The organism is Candidatus Poriferisodalis sp., assembly GCF_965208895.1.
In the GTDB taxonomy this organism is placed as follows: domain Bacteria; phylum Actinomycetota; class Acidimicrobiia; order Acidimicrobiales; family Poriferisodalaceae; genus Poriferisodalis.
On record NZ_OZ242363.1, the window covers coordinates 1,421,821 to 1,437,999 of the forward strand.

Sequence of the window (16,179 nt, forward strand, 5' to 3'; positions counted from 1 at the left end):
CTTGGGGTCAGCTCAGCGTGGGGCTGCAGAGGCCGTCCAGCTCGCCCACGGTGATGCGCTCGCGATTGGCGAAGGTGACCTCATTGTTGGGGTCGGGCCGCAACCGGAATTCGCGGAAGGTCATCTCGAGCGAGTCGAAGGCGACGATGCGGCCCGACAGCGAATCGCCGGTGCCGAGAATCAGCTTGATGGTCTCGAGCGCCTGAATTGAGCCCACGATTCCCGGCAGCACGCCGAGCACGCCGGCCTCGGCGCACGACGGGGCAAGCTCCGCCGGCGGGGGCTCGGGCAGGTAATCGCGGTAGGTCGGGCCGTTCTTTGGGTCGAACACAGTGACCTGACCCTCGAAGCGGAAGATCGAGCCGTGCACCACGGGAATGCCCAGCTTCACCGATGCGTCGTTGAGCAGGTAGCGACTCGGGAAGTTGTCCGCGCCGTCCACGATCACATCCCAGCCCGAGAGAATCTCGAGCACATTGTCGGCGCCGAGCCGCGTGTCGTAGGTGACCACGTTCACGTCGGGATTCAACGCGGTCAGGGTCTTCTTGGCCGAGTCGACCTTGCGATCGCCGACACGGTCGACGTTGTGGAGAATCTGGCGCTGCAGGTTGGACTCGTCCACCACGTCCATGTCGATGATGCCGAGGGTGCCGACTCCGGCGGCAGCCAGATACAGCGCGGCGGGCGAGCCGAGGCCGCCTGCGCCGAGCATGAGCACCTTGGCGTCAAGCAGCTTGAGCTGCCCGGCCTCGCCCACTTCGGGCAGCAGCAAGTGACGCTGGTACCGGTTTCGCTGCTCGGCACCAAGCGAGGCGGGCGTCGACCATGGGCGGCCCTCGTCCTTCCAGCGGCCGAAACCGCCATCCATGGAGACGGAGTTGGGATAGCCCAGCTCCGCAAGGGTCTTCGCAGCGAACGCTGAACGCACGCCGCCGGCGCAATAGATGATGATCTCCGCATCGTGGTCGGGCAGCCGGTTCTCGATCTGAGCCTCGAGGTGCCCGCGCGGAATGTGGATCGCGTCGGCGAGAGCACCTTGCTCGTACTCGTCGGGCTCGCGCACGTCGAGCACGACGGGCTCGCGGTCCGTGATCCACTGCGCCGCTGTGGCGGTGTCGATCTCGGTGATCTCGCGCTTTGTCGCTGTCAGCAGTTCGCGGAACGAGGGCATCAGAGGCCTCCCAAGCCGTCGCTTTCGGGAGCGCCCAGTCATCAGACCAGGCTCAGGACCTAAATCCTACCTATCAGGTCAGGTTTTAGTTACGTGCGGTGTGATCTCCCACACGCGCCGCGATTCTCAGCCCCTACGCGCCAGCCAGTTGGTCAGGTTTTAGTTACGTGCGGTGTGATCTCCCACACGCGCCGCGATTCTCAGCCCCTACGCGCCAGCCAGTTGGTCAGGTTTTAGTTACGTGCGGTGTGATCTCCCACACGCGCCGCGATTCTCAGCCCCTACGCGCCAGCCAGTTGGTCAGGTTTTAGTTACGTGCGGTGTGATCTCCCACACGCGCCGCGATTCTCAGCCCCTACGCGCCAGCCAGTTGGTCAGGTTTTAGTTACGTGCGGTGTGATCTCCCACACGCGCCGCGATTCTCAGCCCCTACGCGCCAGCCAGTTGGTCAGGTTTTAGTTACGTGCGGTGTGATCTCCCACACGCGCCGCGATTCTCAGCCCCTACGCGCCAGCCAGTTGGTCAGGTTTTAGTTACGTGCGGTGTGATCTCCCACACGCGCCGCGATTCTCAGCCCCTACGCGCCAGCCAGTTGGTCAGGTTTTAGTTACGTGCGGTGTGATCTCCCACACGCGCCGCGATTCTCAGCCCCTACGCGCCAGCCAGTTGGTCAGGTTTTAGTTACGTGCGGTGTGATCTCCCACACGCGCCGCGATTCTCAGCCCCTACGCGCCAGCCAGTTGGTCAGGTTTTAGTTACGTGCGGTGTGATCTCCCACACGCGCCGCGATTCTCAGCCCCTACGCGCCAGCCAGTTGGTCAGGTTTTAGTTACGTGCGGTGTGATCTCCCACACGCGCCGCGATTCTCAGCCCCTACGCGCCAGCCAGTTGGTCAGGTTTTAGTTACGTGCGGTGTGATCTCCCACACGCGCCGCGATTCTCAGCCCCTACGCGCCAGCCAGTTGGTCAGGTTTTAGTTACGTGCGGTGTGATCTCCCACACGCGCCGCGATTCTCAGCCCCTACGCGCCAGCCAGTTGGTCAGGTTTTAGTTACGTGCGGTGTGATCTCCCACACGCGCCGCGATTCTCAGCCCCTACGCGCCAGCCAGTTGGTCAGGTTTTAGTTACGTGCGGTGTGATCTCCCACACGCGCCGCGATTCTCAGCCCCTACGCGCCAGCCAGTTGGTCAGGTTTTAGTTACGTGCGGTGTGATCTCCCACACGCGCCGCGATTCTCAGCCCCTACGCGCCAGCCAGTTGGTCAGGTTTTAGTTACGTGCGGTGTGATCTCCCACACGCGCCGCGATTCTCAGCCCCTACGCGCCAGCCAGTTGGTCAGGTTTTAGTTACGTGCGGTGTGATCTCCCACACGCGCCGCGATTCTCAGCCCCTACGCGCCAGCCAGTTGGTCAGGTTTTAGTTACGTGCGGTGTGATCTCCCACACGCGCCGCGATTCTCAGCCCCTACGCGCCAGCCAGTTGGTCAGGTTTTAGTTACGTGCGGTGTGATCTCCCACACGCGCCGCGATTCTCAGCCCCTACGCGCCAGCCAGTTGGTCAGGTTTTAGTTACGTGCGGTGTGATCTCCCACACGCGCCGCGATTCTCAGCCCCTACGCGCCAGCCAGTTGGTCAGGTTTTAGTTACGTGCGGTGTGATCTCCCACACGCGCCGCGATTCTCAGCCCCTACGCGCCAGCCAGTTGGTCAGGTTTTAGTTACGTGCGGTGTGATCTCCCACACGCGCCGCGATTCTCAGCCCCTACGCGCCAGCCAGTTGGTCAGGTTTTAGTTACGTGCGGTGTGATCTCCCACACGCGCCGCGATTCTCAGCCCCTACGCGCCAGCCAGTTGGTCAGGTTTTAGTTACGTGCGGTGTGATCTCCCACACGCGCCGCGATTCTCAGCCCCTACGCGCCAGCCAGTTGGTCAGGTTTTAGTTACGTGCGGTGTGATCTCCCACACGCGCCGCGATTCTCAGCCCCTACGCGCCAGCCAGTTGGTCAGGTTTTAGTTACGTGCGGTGTGATCTCCCACACGCGCCGCGATTCTCAGCCCCTACGCGCCAGCCAGTTGGTCAGGTTTTAGTTACGTGCGGTGTGATCTCCCACACGCGCCGCCCCTACGCGCCAGCCAGTTGGTCAGGAATTGGTCACACCGAACGCTGGCGGGGGGTGCCGCCGCAGATTCGGGGGAGGACCTCCGAGATGGACTTGCGCAGGACCATGTCGGCAAGGTGGTCCATCTCGGTGGGTTCGGCGTTGACGATCACCACTCGCGCGCCTGCGGACTTTGCCGTCGGTACCACCGCAGCGATCGGATAGACGGCCAGCGTGGTTCCCACGGCCAGCATCAGATCGCAATTCTCGGCTGCGATCTGGGCTCGCAAGAGATCTCGCGCCACGAGCTGCTGGCCGAAGCTGATCGTGGCGCTCTTGAGAATCCCCCCGCAGTCGGGACAGGGCGGGTCGTCGGAGCCGAGCCGAACCCGATCGAGCACGGTGCCCATCTCGTCGCGGTAGTCGCACTCCAAGCACGCAACCTCGCGGATCGTGCCGTGCACCTCCACAATCTTGTCTGGATCGGACCCGGCGTCGTGATGCAGACCGTCCACGTTCTGCGTCAGCAGCGACACCAGCTTGCGGCGACGCTCCAACTGCACGAGGGCTCGGTGACCGTCGTTGGGCTCTGCGCCCCACGCTCGGTGATCCATACGGGCCCGCCAGGCCAGCACCCGCACCTCACGATCGGCCAGATAGTTCTGCAGCGTCGCCTGCTTCTCGGCGGCCGGGTTCTTGGTCCACACGCCATTGGGACCGCGGAAGTCTGGGATTCCCGAGTCCGTGGAGATCCCGGCGCCGGTGAGCACCGTGATGGCGCTCGCCTCGTCGATCCATCGCGCCACCGTTCGGACATCGTCATCGACGTCGGTGCTCGAATCGGACGCTGGGACTTTCTCGGCTGGGCTCATCGGTCACAGTCTGGCCTAGAGGCTGAGCCCCGGGCCCGAGCGGCCCGCGAGCGAAGCGAGCTGGAGCGGTAAGCACAGGGCGAAGCCGTGGCCCGAGCGGCCCGTGAGCGCCGAGTCAATGGAAATCGGGAACAAGAGCGGGAAACAACTGGTGCGGCAGCGAGACGGTTCACCCATCGACGCGGACTCTCGTGGCAAGCGGCCTGATCTGACGAGCGATGTGCAGCTCTCAGTATGTTTCATGTTGTATTAGTATTTTTTGATATACAAAAATGTGTTCGGCAACGAACAACAACCGCGGCCCAACGTGGCACGCCGTCGAGAAGGAGAGCACCCGTGCGAGCTGATGAGATACACGACGTCCCCCAAAGTCGAACGGTGCCTGATCCGCCCGCTGCGGCCGCGTTGCGGCTGGTTGGCGGCGCCGAGACCGAGCTAAGCCCCACAGCGTTCAACGATTCGTCGGGTGATCCAGTGCATGTCCTTCGGGTGCGGCCGTGGGACGATCCCAATCTGCGGCGCCGCGGCCACGATCCGCGCTCGATTTACGTGGAGCGATTCTGGGTTGCGATTCTCGGCCCGAGCGCCGTATGGCTGTTGCGGCTGCTCGCGCGCGAATTCGACGAGCTGGCGCCCGGCGAGGAGCTCCGCCTGGACCTCGACTCCACCGCCCGGCGATTGGGACTGCAGCACCGCGGCGGCCGTCAGAGCACCTTCATGAGAACCATCGAACGCTGCGGCATGTTCGACCTGGCGCACTTCGACGACGACGCGGTGCTGATCGTCCGCACGCGGGTGCCACCGGTGCCCCGCCGGCTGCAGATGCGGATGCCGCCGGAATTGCGCGCGGAAGTCGGCCACTGGTCACGGATCGACGGTCATGCGGATTTCTCCGTCGGCGAGACGCGGCTGCTCGCGATCTGCATGCTGACGCTCGGTCACGGTCTGCACGAGTCCGCCGAGCGGCTCGTGACGCTCGGGCTGGCGCCGAGCGCCGCTAACGAGGCGACCGCATGGGCGTGGGCGGAACGCTGCGTGCGTCAGCGCACACGTCGCCACACCTAGCCCCTCTGGCTGCGTTCGCGCCATCGCCGGCTCGAGGGCACGGCGGGGCCCGTCACCAGCCGCAGATCAGCTCCACCAGCGTGCGCACGCCGAAGCCCGATGCCCCCTTGGCCAGTTCGCCGGCGTCGGCATCGGTGCGCACAGGTCCAGCGATGTCGAAGTGCACCCATGGCGTCTCGCCGACGAATTCCGACAAGAACAGCCCCGCGTGGAGTGTGCCCCCGTAGCGGTTCTTGCCGATGTTGCGCAAGTCGGCGATCGGCGAGTCGAGCTGCTCGCGGTATTCGGGAGGCAGCGGCAGGTGCCAGAGACGTTCCCCAGCAGCGCGCGCCGCAGCCTGGGCGCGTTCGATCGCCGCCGGGTCATTGCCCATGAGCCCGGCGTACTTGTCGCCCAGCGCCACCATGCAGGCACCCGTGAGCGTGGCGAGGTCCACGACCAGGTCGGGCTCCTCCTCGACGGCAAGCGACAGTCCGTCAGCGAGGACGAGCCGGCCTTCGGCGTCGGTGTTGAGCACCTCGACCGTTTTGCCGTTGCGGATGCGGAGCACATCCCCGGGCTTGGTGGCCGTAGGGCCGGGCTGGTTGTCAGTGCAACAGCAGATGCCGGTCACCGCGATGTCGGGCGCCAATCGGACGATGGCACTCATCGCGCCGATGACCGCCGCGGCGCCCCCCATGTCGATCTTCATCCACTCCATGCCTTCGAAGGACTTGAGGTTGAGCCCGCCGGTGTCGAATGTGATGCCTTTGCCGACCAGGTGAACCGTGGCGCGCGGCGTGGCGGTCGGCTGCCAGCGCATGCGGATGAGCGCCGGCGGCTCCGTCGAACCCGCATTGACGCCCAGCAGCCCGCCGCATCGCTCCGAGGCCAACCGCTCGCGGTCCCACACCTCGACTGAAGCAGTGCCCGCCGCCGGATCAGTGGCGGCAGAAGCCGACTCGATGGCCTCGGCGGCAGCATCGGCGAGCCCGCTCGCCGTGAGCGCTCCGGCCGGTTGGTTGACCAAGTCGCGGGCCAGGGCGATGCCGCCGGCCACCGCCGCGGCACGAGCGAGGGCAGCCGCTGTGTCGGTGCCGTCAGGCACGGCGAGCACGACGCGGCCGAGCGCGTCAGCTTCGGGAGGGTCGCCCTTGTGCTCGTAGAACCCGTAGGAGGCGAGGAGCATGCCTTCGGCCACCGCGCTCAGGGCAACATCGGCGCCGAGGTCGTCGGCCGCGACTGCAGCCAACGCCGAGGTCAGCGACTCGACCTTCGACGCTGCCCGCCACAGATTCGCCGCCGCTGTGCGGACATCGGCGGCAGTGAGATCTTCAGCGCCGAGCCCGACGGCGATCGGCATCGTGTCGTTCGCAGTGCCGGCGATGCCGGCCATGAGTGCCGTGCTGCCCGCAGAGCCGTCGAAGCCGCTGGCGGCCAAGTAGTTCGGCGTGGCCCCCAGCGTGTCGAGGGCATCGCTGCGCACCGGCCGGTCCGCGGCGGCCGTCGGCGGGGCGGCGGCGGGGTCGGTGACAACCTCGAAGGCATCAGGCGAAACGGTGAGCGGCACGGCGTCCTCGCTTAGTCGGGGATGGGGCGCGGACGGCGGTGAGCATCGCCCGCAGTGCGGTTCTACCTGACGACGGCACTTGACGCAGGAGATATTCGCAAGGCGTTCGGTTGGTGGTCACTGCCGGTGAGGGGCCGAACGCAGGTGCACGACGTCTCCGACTGCCACCGTGTGGATGGTCCCGCCATCGTCGGCGACCAGCAGCCGTCCTTCGGCATCGAGATCGCTCGCGAGTCCCTCAAGACTGTGACCATCGGTTGCGGGTCCGTCGGTTGCGGGCCCATTGATCGTCGCATCGAACGAGATGCGAACCCGGCGGCCGAGCGTGGCGGAATTCCGGCGCGCCTCGTCCAGCACAGCGGCAGCGCCCGAACCGCCGCCCAAGCCGTGATCGGCCCTGCACAGCAGCTCGTAGCGAGCCTCGAGGCCTTCGAGCACCCGGCGGGCCAGCGCTGTGCGGTCTACGGGCGCGCCCGCTTCCAGGTTCAAGCTCGTCGCGATGCCCTCGAGGTCTGGCGGTACCTCCGGCCAGCCGGTGTTGAGGCCCATGCCCACGACGAGCGCGCTGAGCACTCCCTGGGTACTGATCGACTCGGCCAAGATGCCCGCCAGCTTGCGATCACGTCTAACCGAGTCATGGCCAGCGGAGTCATGGCCAGCGGAGTCATGGCCAGCACTGTCACGACCAGCCGAGTCACGACTGCCGCGGTCAGCGATCACGAGGTCGTTGGGCCATTTCAGCCGCGGCCTGACGCCGCTGGATTGCTCACAGGCGTCAGCGGCGGCCAGCGCAACCGCCAGCGTCACCAAGGCCGCTCGAGCCGGAGGCAGCGGACCCGGCGGCGGTCGCAGCAGCACCGACATCATCAACGATGTGCCCGGCGGCGCCGTCCAACGCCGACCGCGGCGACCGCGTCCGGCGGTCTGCAAATCGGTGATCAGCACCACCCCTTCGGGCGCTCCCCGGCGGGCCCGATCGAGCAGTTCGGTATTGGTCGAACCGATCTCGTCGTACCACTCGATGTGGGTGAAGCGGGTGCGGGGTACGGACCCGAAATGCGGGGACTCGATGGCCCTGGCGTCGTGCGAACCAAGCACACACCGAGCGTAGCGGTGGCACTCGCGGCGACAGCCGACAGACTTGCCCGCTGCCGGTCGAAAATGAAGTGATGCCGACTGGCCCGACTTGGCAGCGGTCGGCCTGCACCGACAGGCCATCGCAGCCAGGACCTCACAGTTAGGACTTCATTCGTGTTCAGCAAGCTCCTCATCGCCAACCGGGGCGAGATCGCGGTGCGAGTCATCCGGGCCTGCCGCGAGCTGGGCATTCCGACGGTCGCCGTGTACAGCGAACTGGACCGAGACGCCTTGCATGTGCGCCTCGCGGACGAGGCGTTCGCCCTGGGCGGCCAGACAGCAGCCGAGAGCTACCTCAATACCGAGGCAATTCTGGATGTCATCTCGCGGTGCGGCGCCGACGCAGTTCATCCCGGCTACGGCTTCTATTCCGAGAATGCCGACTTCGCCCGCGCCATCACCGAGCGGGGCGTGACCTTTATCGGACCGCCGCCCGAGGCCATCGAGGTGATGGGCGACAAGATCTCAGCACGCCTTGCCGCCGAACGGTCCGGCGTTGCCGGCGTTCCCGGCACCACCGAGGTCATCGCTTCGAGCGATGACGTCGAAGCGTTCGGCGCCGACCACGGCTATCCCATCGCCATCAAGGCGGCCTACGGCGGCGGCGGCCGCGGCATGAAGGTCGTGAACGGACCCGACGAGATCGAAGCTGCCCTGGCGTCCGCACAGCGTGAGGCCGAAGCCTTCTTCGGCCGGGGCGAGTGCTACATGGAGCGGTACCTCACCTGGCCGCGCCACATCGAGATGCAGATCATCGCCGACAGCCACGGCAACGCCGTGTGGCTGGGCGAGCGCGACTGCTCCGCGCAGCGCAGGCACCAGAAGCTGGTGGAGGAGAGCCCCGCGCCGCTGCTCGATGACGCCGTTCGCAAGGCGATGGGCGATGCCGCGGTGGCGGTGGCCCGTGGCTGCAGCTACACCAACGCCGGCACCGTGGAGTTCCTGTACCAGGACAGCGAGTTCTTCTATTTGGAGATGAACACCCGGCTGCAGGTGGAGCACCCGGTCACCGAGATGGTGACCGGCATCGACTTGGTCCGCGAGCAGATCCGCGTTGCGGCCGGAGAGCCGCTGTCGTTCACACAGTCGGAAGTGACCTCGGTCGGCCACGCGATCGAGGCGCGCATCAATGCCGAGGATCCCGCGGGCGGCCGATTCCTGCCGTCTCCGGGCACGCTGACATCACTGCGTGTGCCCGACGGGTTCGGCATCCGCTGGGACGGCGGCTACGAGGCGGGCGACACCGTCAGCCAGTACTACGACAACCTCATCGGCAAGCTGGTCGTGTGGGGCTCAGATCGCCCGACCGCCATCGGCCGCATGCAGCGGGCCCTTGGCGAGCTGAGCGTCGGCGGCGTCGCAACGACCGCCGCGGCACACGTCGAGATCATGGCCTCAGACGACTTTCAGGCCGGCACCCACAGCACCAAGTGGGTGGAGGAACGGCTTGATCTGAGCGGCGTGAGCGGCAAGATCGACGCCGAGCCCACCGGGGGGTCCGACGGCGAAGACGTGCCGCTCGTGCGGCGAGATGCAGTGGTGGAAGTCGACGGCAAGCGATTCTCGGTGAGCGCATGGGTGCCCGATTCAGCACCGCCGGCCAGCGCCGCCAACACGGCAGCGCGCCCCCGGCGCGCGAGCGGTGCTGCTTCGGCCGGCGCCGGGACCGGTCAGGTGACCGTTCCGATGCAGGGCACGATCGTCAAGATCCTCGTCGAGATCGGCCAAGAGGTCACGACCGGCGAGGGCGTCGTGGTGCTGGAAGCCATGAAGATGGAGAACAGCATCAACGCCGACCGCTCGGGGACCGTCAGCGAGATCAAGGTAGAGCCCGGCGCCACAGTCGGAGCCGGCGACGTGGTCGTCGTTATTTCCTGAACTCGGCTGGGGCTGGACGCGCGCCCGCGGTGAGGGCGGCAGCGTCCCCTGCTCCAGCGATCCGGCAGGTCGCAACGTCGCAGGTGCCCCTGCCGCCCTCACCGCTCAGTTATCTGTTCCCTCACCGGCCACGTTCTCGAAGCGTCGTCGTTCCGCCGCCTGCCGCTCATTCAGAAGTGTCCCGACGTCGAGTTCTATGGTGCGAACTCGGCGCAGCGTTCGTTCCGCGATCACCCGGTTGGCGCGCAGCAGGTCTGCTAGGACGCCGAGCATCACCAGCTGCATGGCCACGAGCAGCGCGACGGCACCGACGATGAGGGACTGCACGTGACCTGAGCCGTCGGAGGTCACCAGGAACCATCCGAATCGGGCGAACAGGAACACACCGACGGCGGCGAACAGCGCAGCGGGCACGGCGAACACTCGCAGCGGTTCGTGCATGGCATAGACGCGGACGATCGTGCCCGCGGCCCTGCGCACGTACTGGCGCTTGGAGCGGAACAAGCGCGACGGGCGAGTCGTGGGATTCACGCGCACCGGCACATCGGTGACCGCGAGGTCTGACTTGCCGGCCTGGATCACGGTTTCGAGCGTGTAGGTGAAGCGCGACACGACGTTCGCTGCGAGCGCAGCCTCCCGGCTGTAGGCACGGAATCCGGAGGCGACGTCGGCCACATCGGTCGCCGAAGCCTGCCGGACCGTCCACGAGCCGAGCCGCTGCAGCCGTTTCTTGAGCGGTGAGAATTCAGGGTGGTTGCGGATGTCTCGCGAGCCGATCACCAGATCGGCCTGCCCGGCGACGATCGGTTCGGTGAGCTTGGCGATGTCGGCGGCGTCGTATTGGTTGTCGCCGTCGGTGTTCACAATGACGTCGGCTCCCATGCGCAGTGCGGCGTCGAGACCGCTAGCGAAGGCCACTGCGAGCCCTTTGTTCTGCGTCAGGCTGACGACTGCATCGACACCGTGGTCGCGGGCGACTCTTACCGTGTCGTCAGTCGAGCCGTCGTCGATGACCAGCCACAGGACCTCGCCGAAGCCTTGCACCTCGCGTGGCAGCGCAGTCAGCGTGTCGCCCAGCGTCTCCGCCTCATTCAGGCAGGGAATCTGGATGACCAGCCGCACCTGCCCATTGTGTCGGGTGTACCCGGCACACGGGAACTCAGCGTCGGGTTGACCCGGCGAGTGAGGTCAATCCACGTTGAGGCGGCCGAGTCGCACCGTGGCGAACGCCAGGCTGACCACGGAGACGCCAGCGAGAACGGCGATCGCCGTGATGAGCCCGTACGTCGTGAAGCCAAGGTCAACATCGGAGATCTGCGCGAGCACCGAGCGGGCGTACCCGCGCAGCGACAGACGTTCGGCGAAGTCGCCGAGGCCCACCGCCAAGCCCTCCCACAGCAGCACATACGCGATCCCCCACAGGACGGCTTTACGAAACAGCAGCCCCAGCAGCACGAACAGGCACGAATAGGAGACTGCCCCCAACGCCGCCGCGGCCAGCGCACCCAGCGCGACACCCCCTGAGTCGGCCACGAAGTCAGCCGCGAACCAGCCGCCTAACGCGGTCGGAACGACGCTCAGCGGCAGCGAGACCGTCACCGCCGCAGCCGCCGCGGCGATCACCAGCGGGGCGCGGCCGATGGGCCGCAGCCACAAGTACACGAGCGTGCCGTCGTCGCGAACATCGCCCAGCGCCGCCGCGGCGAAGACCAGCGACACGATCGGCACGATGACGATGAGTCCGAATCCGTCGGCATAGCTGGCGCCGTGGAACAGCACCCCGGTGCTGTTGGGCTCCTCGCCGCTCGCTGAATTGCCCACTACCCAGCCGACCACGATCATGATCGCACCGAGCGTTCCGAGCGCTGCTAGACGGCCAGGCGAGACGATCTGTCGGATGAGGACCCGATAGCACAACGCCGTCGCCGCCAGGGCACCGACGCGTTGCCGCTGGGGTGGGGACGACGCGGTGTCGAGCGTTGCGCTCATCGTCGTTCCACCAGATAGCGGAAGACCGATTCAAGGTCTTCGTCCAGCGGGATGACCTGTCGGAGGCGAGCGCCGAGGCCCTTCGCCAGGGGCGCGATCTCGCGCCCCAGCCGGTCCACATCCAGCGTGTCGGCTACCACCACATCCCCATCTATGCGCACCCCGACGACAGTGCCCGAGCTGACCAGCGCCGCAGCCAGATCGCGTGGCCTGTCGGCATCGATGCTGACGCGGTGCGGGCGATCGTCCATCAGCTCTCGCAGTTCGCGGTAGTCGCCGCTGGCGGCGAGGCGGCCTTGGGCAATGACCAGAATTCGCGATCCGAGCCGGGCGACCTCTTCGAGCACATGCGACGACACGAGCACGCAGCGCCCCTGCGCGCCGAGATCTTCGAGCAGGTCGATCATGCGCCGCCGCTGAACGGGATCGAGCCCGTTGAGCGGCTCGTCCAGGATCAGCACCTCGGGATCGTGGACGAGTGCCGCGGCCAGCTTGGTGCGCTGGCGCATGCCCTTGGAGTAGCCCGATACCGGTCGATCGTCGTCCGGGTCGAGTTCGACGATGCCGAGCGCCGCTCGCGCAGCCGCGCCCGGATCCACGACGCCGTGCGTAGCGGCTGCGATCTTCACGAAATCGAGCGCGTCGAGCCGGTCGAACAGGGCGTCCTGCTGGGGCGACAGCCCGATCCGGCCCCGGACGTCGCGATCTTTGCGGGCATCGGCACCCAGCACGCGCACGGTGCCCCTCGACGGCGGGGTGAGGCCGCACATCATGCGAAACAGCGTCGACTTGCCTGCACCGTTGGGGCCGAGCAGGGCAGTGACGCCGGCGCGAACGGTGAACGTCACGTCCGACACCGCCACGACGTCGCCGAAGAACTTCGAGACACCGCGCACCTCGACCATGCCCGACGGTTGCGCAGGGACCTCGGTGGCGTCAGCACGCAGCTCGGCCGCAGCGTCCCCGCGCTCGCCGAAGCACGGTGCGGGCGTCGGGCGGGGGCGGGCGCTCATTGGCTCGCCTCGATCCGGCGATAGCGCCACCACAGCACGGCGCCGCCGGCCGCCACCCACGCGGCGTTCACGGCCACGACGAACAGCGTCGACAGTTCGCTGATGCGCCGCCCCGGCGACGATTCGTCTTCGCCCAGCATCGGCGATCCGACGCCGAAGATCCGATCCTTGAGTGCCTCGCCCATCTCACCGAGGTTGAACGCGTAGATGCGGGGGTCCATCTCGGCCACCTCGACGAGCACGCCGGTGACGAGCTGCGAGCCCAAGAGAAGCAGAATGACACCGATCACGGCGAACGCCCGCCGATCGGTCAGGCTCGAGATGGCCAGGCTGGCAGCGGCGATGGTGGCGGCGATGGCGATGCCGGCGCCCAAGATGCGCACGAGCACGATCAGCCAGTCGCCCGGCCCAGCAGGGCCGGATCCCTCGATGGTGTAGGCGACGAGCAGGAACGCCAGCGGCCCGACAGTGATCACCGCCAGCGTCGCTGCGACAGCGGCGGCCTTCGAGGCCAGATAGCTCCACAATCGCAGCGGGGTGGCCAGGTACATCGGCAGCATCCCGTTACGGCGATCAGCGACCAGGATTTCCGGAACAACGATTCCGCAGAAAAAGAACAGCGCCGCCTCGATGAAGCCGTAGTACTCGTGGTACTCGGGCAGGATGTTCTCCGAGATCAGATCGATGTCGAGCACCGTCGCGATGCCCACGAACACAATCGCGGGAACCAAGGCGACGACAACGGCCAGCCAAGGCAAGAACTTGTGGCGTGCGGGACGACCGAAGCCGAGCGTGAACCTGAATGACGAGCCGATCACGGCCCGCATGGCGCCGCCAAGACCGTGGCGGGCGCCGCTGTAGGGCCGGTAACGCTGGTCGAGAATCTGTGCAGCGCCGTCGTCGGCCACCTGCTCAGGAAGGTCGGGGGTTCCTGTTGCGTCGCTCATTTCGCCGACGCCTCGAACAAGTCGGCCAGCGTGCGCCTGCGGGCCTCAAGGCGCCGGATGCGCGCCCCCGCATCCGCAACTGCGTCGCGGACCCGGTCGCTCAGCTCATCGGGGTCGCTGCCGCCGAGCCGGAGCGTGGTGCCCACCCGCTCCACTTCGATGCCTCCACGGCGCAGCGCGCTCTCGACGACGTCGACCGTTCCCGCCGGCTCGGCGATGTCGACAAGTTCCAGCGTGATGCCGTCGCCGTCGCCGACGAGCTCTTCGATCGGCCCGTCAGCGACCAGACGTCCCGCGTCGAGTGCGACGATGTAATCGCAGACCCGCTCGACCTCTTCGAGCAGGTGCGACGACAGCACAACGCTGACGCAGTACTCATTGCTGATCTCGCCTATCAGCGTGAGCATCTCGCTGCGCTGAGTGGGGTCGAGCCCCGACGTCGGCTCGTCGAGCAGCACCAGTTCGGGGTCGGACGCAATGGCCTGCGCGAGCTTGACCCGCTGGCGCTGACCGGTGGACATCGTGCCGAGGGTGCGTGTGCGCTCCTCGCCGAGCCCGACCAGCCACAGGCTGTCCGATGCGCGGGTACGGGCCTCGCTGCGGGGCAGGCCGCGCACTTGCGACAGGTGGCGCACGAAGTCCACGGCACGCATCTCATCGGGAAGCAGGTCACGTTCGGGGGCGAAGCCGACCTTGGCCCGCAGAGCAGCGCCTTGAGCGCGCGGATCGAGTCCCAGCACTGTTGCCGAACCCGACGTCGGCGGGCGCAAGCCGAGCAGCGCGCTGAGCAACGTGGTCTTGCCCGCGCCGTTCGCACCCACGAGCCCGGTGATGCCGGGGCGGATGCGCACGTCCAAGGCGTCGATCGCCACCGTCGATCCGAACCGTTGAGTGAGCGCCGCTGTCGAGACGATCACCGATTCCTGCGCCTCGGCGACACTCACTCGATCAGCCCGGCAACAGCCAGGGCCTTCTGCTTGGCGCCTTCGAGGTCGTAGTGCCGGCGGGTGACGATTCGCTGCGCGTACAAGCCGCCCCCGGCCTGCAGGTTGGTCACGAACTTCCAGCCGCCATAGGAATCGGCGGTGAGGTCGCGAATGGTGTGCATGAGGCGTGCGCGGTACTCGCCCTCGACATCGGCACGGGTGGCCATGTACTTGCGGGCCAGCGGTCCGACATCGGGGTTCTCGAAGTCGGCCGGCACCGGGGAGGTCAGCACGGCGCCCCCGGCGATGTCGTGGAGGTGGCGCACCATGGCGCTGTAGTTCGCTGCTGCGTGGAACTTGCCCGCATTGGTGTAGAGCTCGTTGGGGAATGCCGCGCCTTCGGGCCCGATCGAGCAGTGTTCGATGGCGGCTTCCAGCGTGGCCCGGATCAGCGTGGCGTGGATGATCATCTCGGAGATCTTCTCCTTGACGTGGCCGATGCCAGCAGTGCCGTTGGCCTCGGCGACCAGTTGCGCCAGCCCGACCAGCTCGTCTGCTTCCTCCACGAACGCCGACAGTCCGCCGAGACGCTCCCACAGGCCCAGCGCATGGGCGAACACTGCAGCGTAGTGCGTCTCGCCGTCGAGGAACACGCGCTCGTGTGGCACGAACACGTCGTCGAAGATCACGAAGCCCTCGGGATAGTGGTGCTCGCCCGACACGGGAAACGCCCGAGGGTCCTCATGGCGGGGCGCGTAGGTGGTGTTGATGATCTTGACGCCTGGAGCGTTCACCGGCACTGAGCAGCCGATCGACCAGTCTTCCTCGCCGGGCTTCATGGCCTTGGTGGGAATGGTCAGCAGCTCGTGACCGAACGAAGCGCCGGTGATGTGCAGCTTGGCGCCCCGGATTACCACGCCGTCTCGCTGGCGGTCGACCACCCGCACGTAGGAGTCCAAGTCGTCCTGGCGGGCCGGCGGACGGCTGCGGTCGCCCTTGGCGTCGGTGATGCACTGGGTGATGCGCACGTCGTCACGCTGCGCCTCGTCGATGAACGCATCGATTCGCTCGATGTTCTCGGGCTTGGTGTCGACCATCCGCCCCGCCGCAGTCTTGAGCGTCTGGATGGAGGTATAGGTGACATGGGCCATCATCCCTGCCGAATGCAGCAGCGGGATCATCTCGCGCAGATCGTCCGCGCTGCGCGGCACCGTCATCAGCGGCGAGGACGCGTCGGGCGCCGGGTCATAGAAGCGGTCGTAGCCAGCCGCGGTGGCATCCACCGTCTGGCCCAGGATCGGGTGCGTCTCGAGGTCGTCGATCTGTTTGCCCTCGAAGTAGGTCAGGCGTCCGTCTGCGAGCGATTCCTTGTACTGCTGGCCGGTGCGCATCTTGGCTCCCCCATCCGTCGCGAGTGCTGTGCAAGCGGCAGCGACGCTAGTGGCGGGCCGCCACCAAGACCCGCAAGGCAGCCCGCGGCGCGGGTCCTGTCAATGCTGAGCCCTTGGCGCGGACACAAGCACCGCGCATCCCG

12 protein-coding genes are annotated in these 16,179 nt (G+C 66.8%); 2 read left to right on the top strand and 10 right to left on the bottom strand.

The features are described 5' to 3' along the window. Positions 1 to 7: 7 nt before the first annotated feature. The gene (gene moeB / locus ACOGJB_RS06375; protein WP_419839975.1) at positions 8 to 1,171 is read right to left on the bottom strand and encodes a molybdopterin-synthase adenylyltransferase MoeB; all 1,164 of its coding nucleotides are present in this window, start codon (positions 1,169 to 1,171) and stop codon (positions 8 to 10) included. A gap of 2,151 nt (positions 1,172 to 3,322) precedes the next feature. Beyond that, the gene (locus ACOGJB_RS06380) at positions 3,323 to 4,141 is read right to left on the bottom strand and encodes an SIR2 family NAD-dependent protein deacylase (RefSeq protein WP_419839976.1); all 819 of its coding nucleotides are present in this window, start codon (positions 4,139 to 4,141) and stop codon (positions 3,323 to 3,325) included. Between the two features lie 489 nt (positions 4,142 to 4,630). Between ACOGJB_RS06380 and ACOGJB_RS06385 the strand changes: the two genes are divergently transcribed. After that, entirely contained in the window at positions 4,631 to 5,206 is a 576-nt protein-coding gene (locus ACOGJB_RS06385; protein ID WP_419839977.1) for a hypothetical protein, read from the top strand. A 52-nt stretch (positions 5,207 to 5,258) separates the two neighbouring features. Here the strand turns inward: ACOGJB_RS06385 and ACOGJB_RS06390 are convergent, their stop codons facing one another. After that, the gene (locus tag ACOGJB_RS06390) at positions 5,259 to 6,755 is read right to left on the bottom strand and encodes a leucyl aminopeptidase (RefSeq protein WP_419839978.1); all 1,497 of its coding nucleotides are present in this window, start codon (positions 6,753 to 6,755) and stop codon (positions 5,259 to 5,261) included. A 117-nt stretch (positions 6,756 to 6,872) separates the two neighbouring features. Further along, a complete protein-coding gene (locus tag ACOGJB_RS06395; RefSeq protein ID WP_419839979.1) occupies positions 6,873 to 7,853 on the bottom strand; it encodes a biotin--[acetyl-CoA-carboxylase] ligase in 981 nt (326 codons plus the stop codon). 153 nt (positions 7,854 to 8,006) lie between these two features. Here ACOGJB_RS06395 and ACOGJB_RS06400 point away from each other — a divergent pair, with 153 nt between their 5' ends. Then, positions 8,007 to 9,770 carry an acetyl/propionyl/methylcrotonyl-CoA carboxylase subunit alpha gene (locus ACOGJB_RS06400; RefSeq protein WP_419839980.1) on the top strand — a complete coding sequence of 588 codons (1,764 nt, stop codon included), beginning with the start codon at positions 8,007 to 8,009 and terminating at the stop codon, positions 9,768 to 9,770. Between the two features lie 105 nt (positions 9,771 to 9,875). On the opposite strand, the gene ACOGJB_RS06405 is transcribed toward ACOGJB_RS06400, so the two are convergent. The 6 genes from ACOGJB_RS06405 to ACOGJB_RS06430 form a co-directional block, all read right to left on the bottom strand. Beyond that, positions 9,876 to 10,892, bottom strand: a complete 1,017-nt coding sequence (locus tag ACOGJB_RS06405; RefSeq protein ID WP_419839981.1) for a glycosyltransferase family 2 protein — start codon at positions 10,890 to 10,892, stop codon at positions 9,876 to 9,878. Between the two features lie 66 nt (positions 10,893 to 10,958). After that, complete coding sequence (locus ACOGJB_RS06410; protein WP_419839982.1) at positions 10,959 to 11,759, bottom strand: ABC transporter permease; 801 nt, start codon at positions 11,757 to 11,759, stop codon at positions 10,959 to 10,961. Continuing rightward, complete coding sequence (locus tag ACOGJB_RS06415) at positions 11,756 to 12,772, bottom strand: ABC transporter ATP-binding protein (protein WP_419839983.1); 1,017 nt, start codon at positions 12,770 to 12,772, stop codon at positions 11,756 to 11,758. The genes ACOGJB_RS06410 and ACOGJB_RS06415 overlap by 4 nt, the downstream gene beginning before the upstream one ends. After that, entirely contained in the window at positions 12,769 to 13,719 is a 951-nt protein-coding gene (locus ACOGJB_RS06420) for a hypothetical protein (protein ID WP_419839984.1), read from the bottom strand. The genes ACOGJB_RS06415 and ACOGJB_RS06420 overlap by 4 nt, the downstream gene beginning before the upstream one ends. Beyond that, positions 13,716 to 14,663 (bottom strand): ABC transporter ATP-binding protein, encoded by a 948-nt coding sequence (locus ACOGJB_RS06425; protein WP_419839985.1) that lies wholly within the window; start codon positions 14,661 to 14,663, stop codon positions 13,716 to 13,718. The genes ACOGJB_RS06420 and ACOGJB_RS06425 overlap by 4 nt, the downstream gene beginning before the upstream one ends. Then, positions 14,660 to 16,036 (bottom strand): 4-hydroxyphenylacetate 3-hydroxylase N-terminal domain-containing protein, encoded by a 1,377-nt coding sequence (locus tag ACOGJB_RS06430; protein WP_419839986.1) that lies wholly within the window; start codon positions 16,034 to 16,036, stop codon positions 14,660 to 14,662. Before ACOGJB_RS06430 ends, ACOGJB_RS06425 begins: the two co-directional genes overlap by 4 nt. Positions 16,037 to 16,179 lie beyond the last annotated feature (143 nt).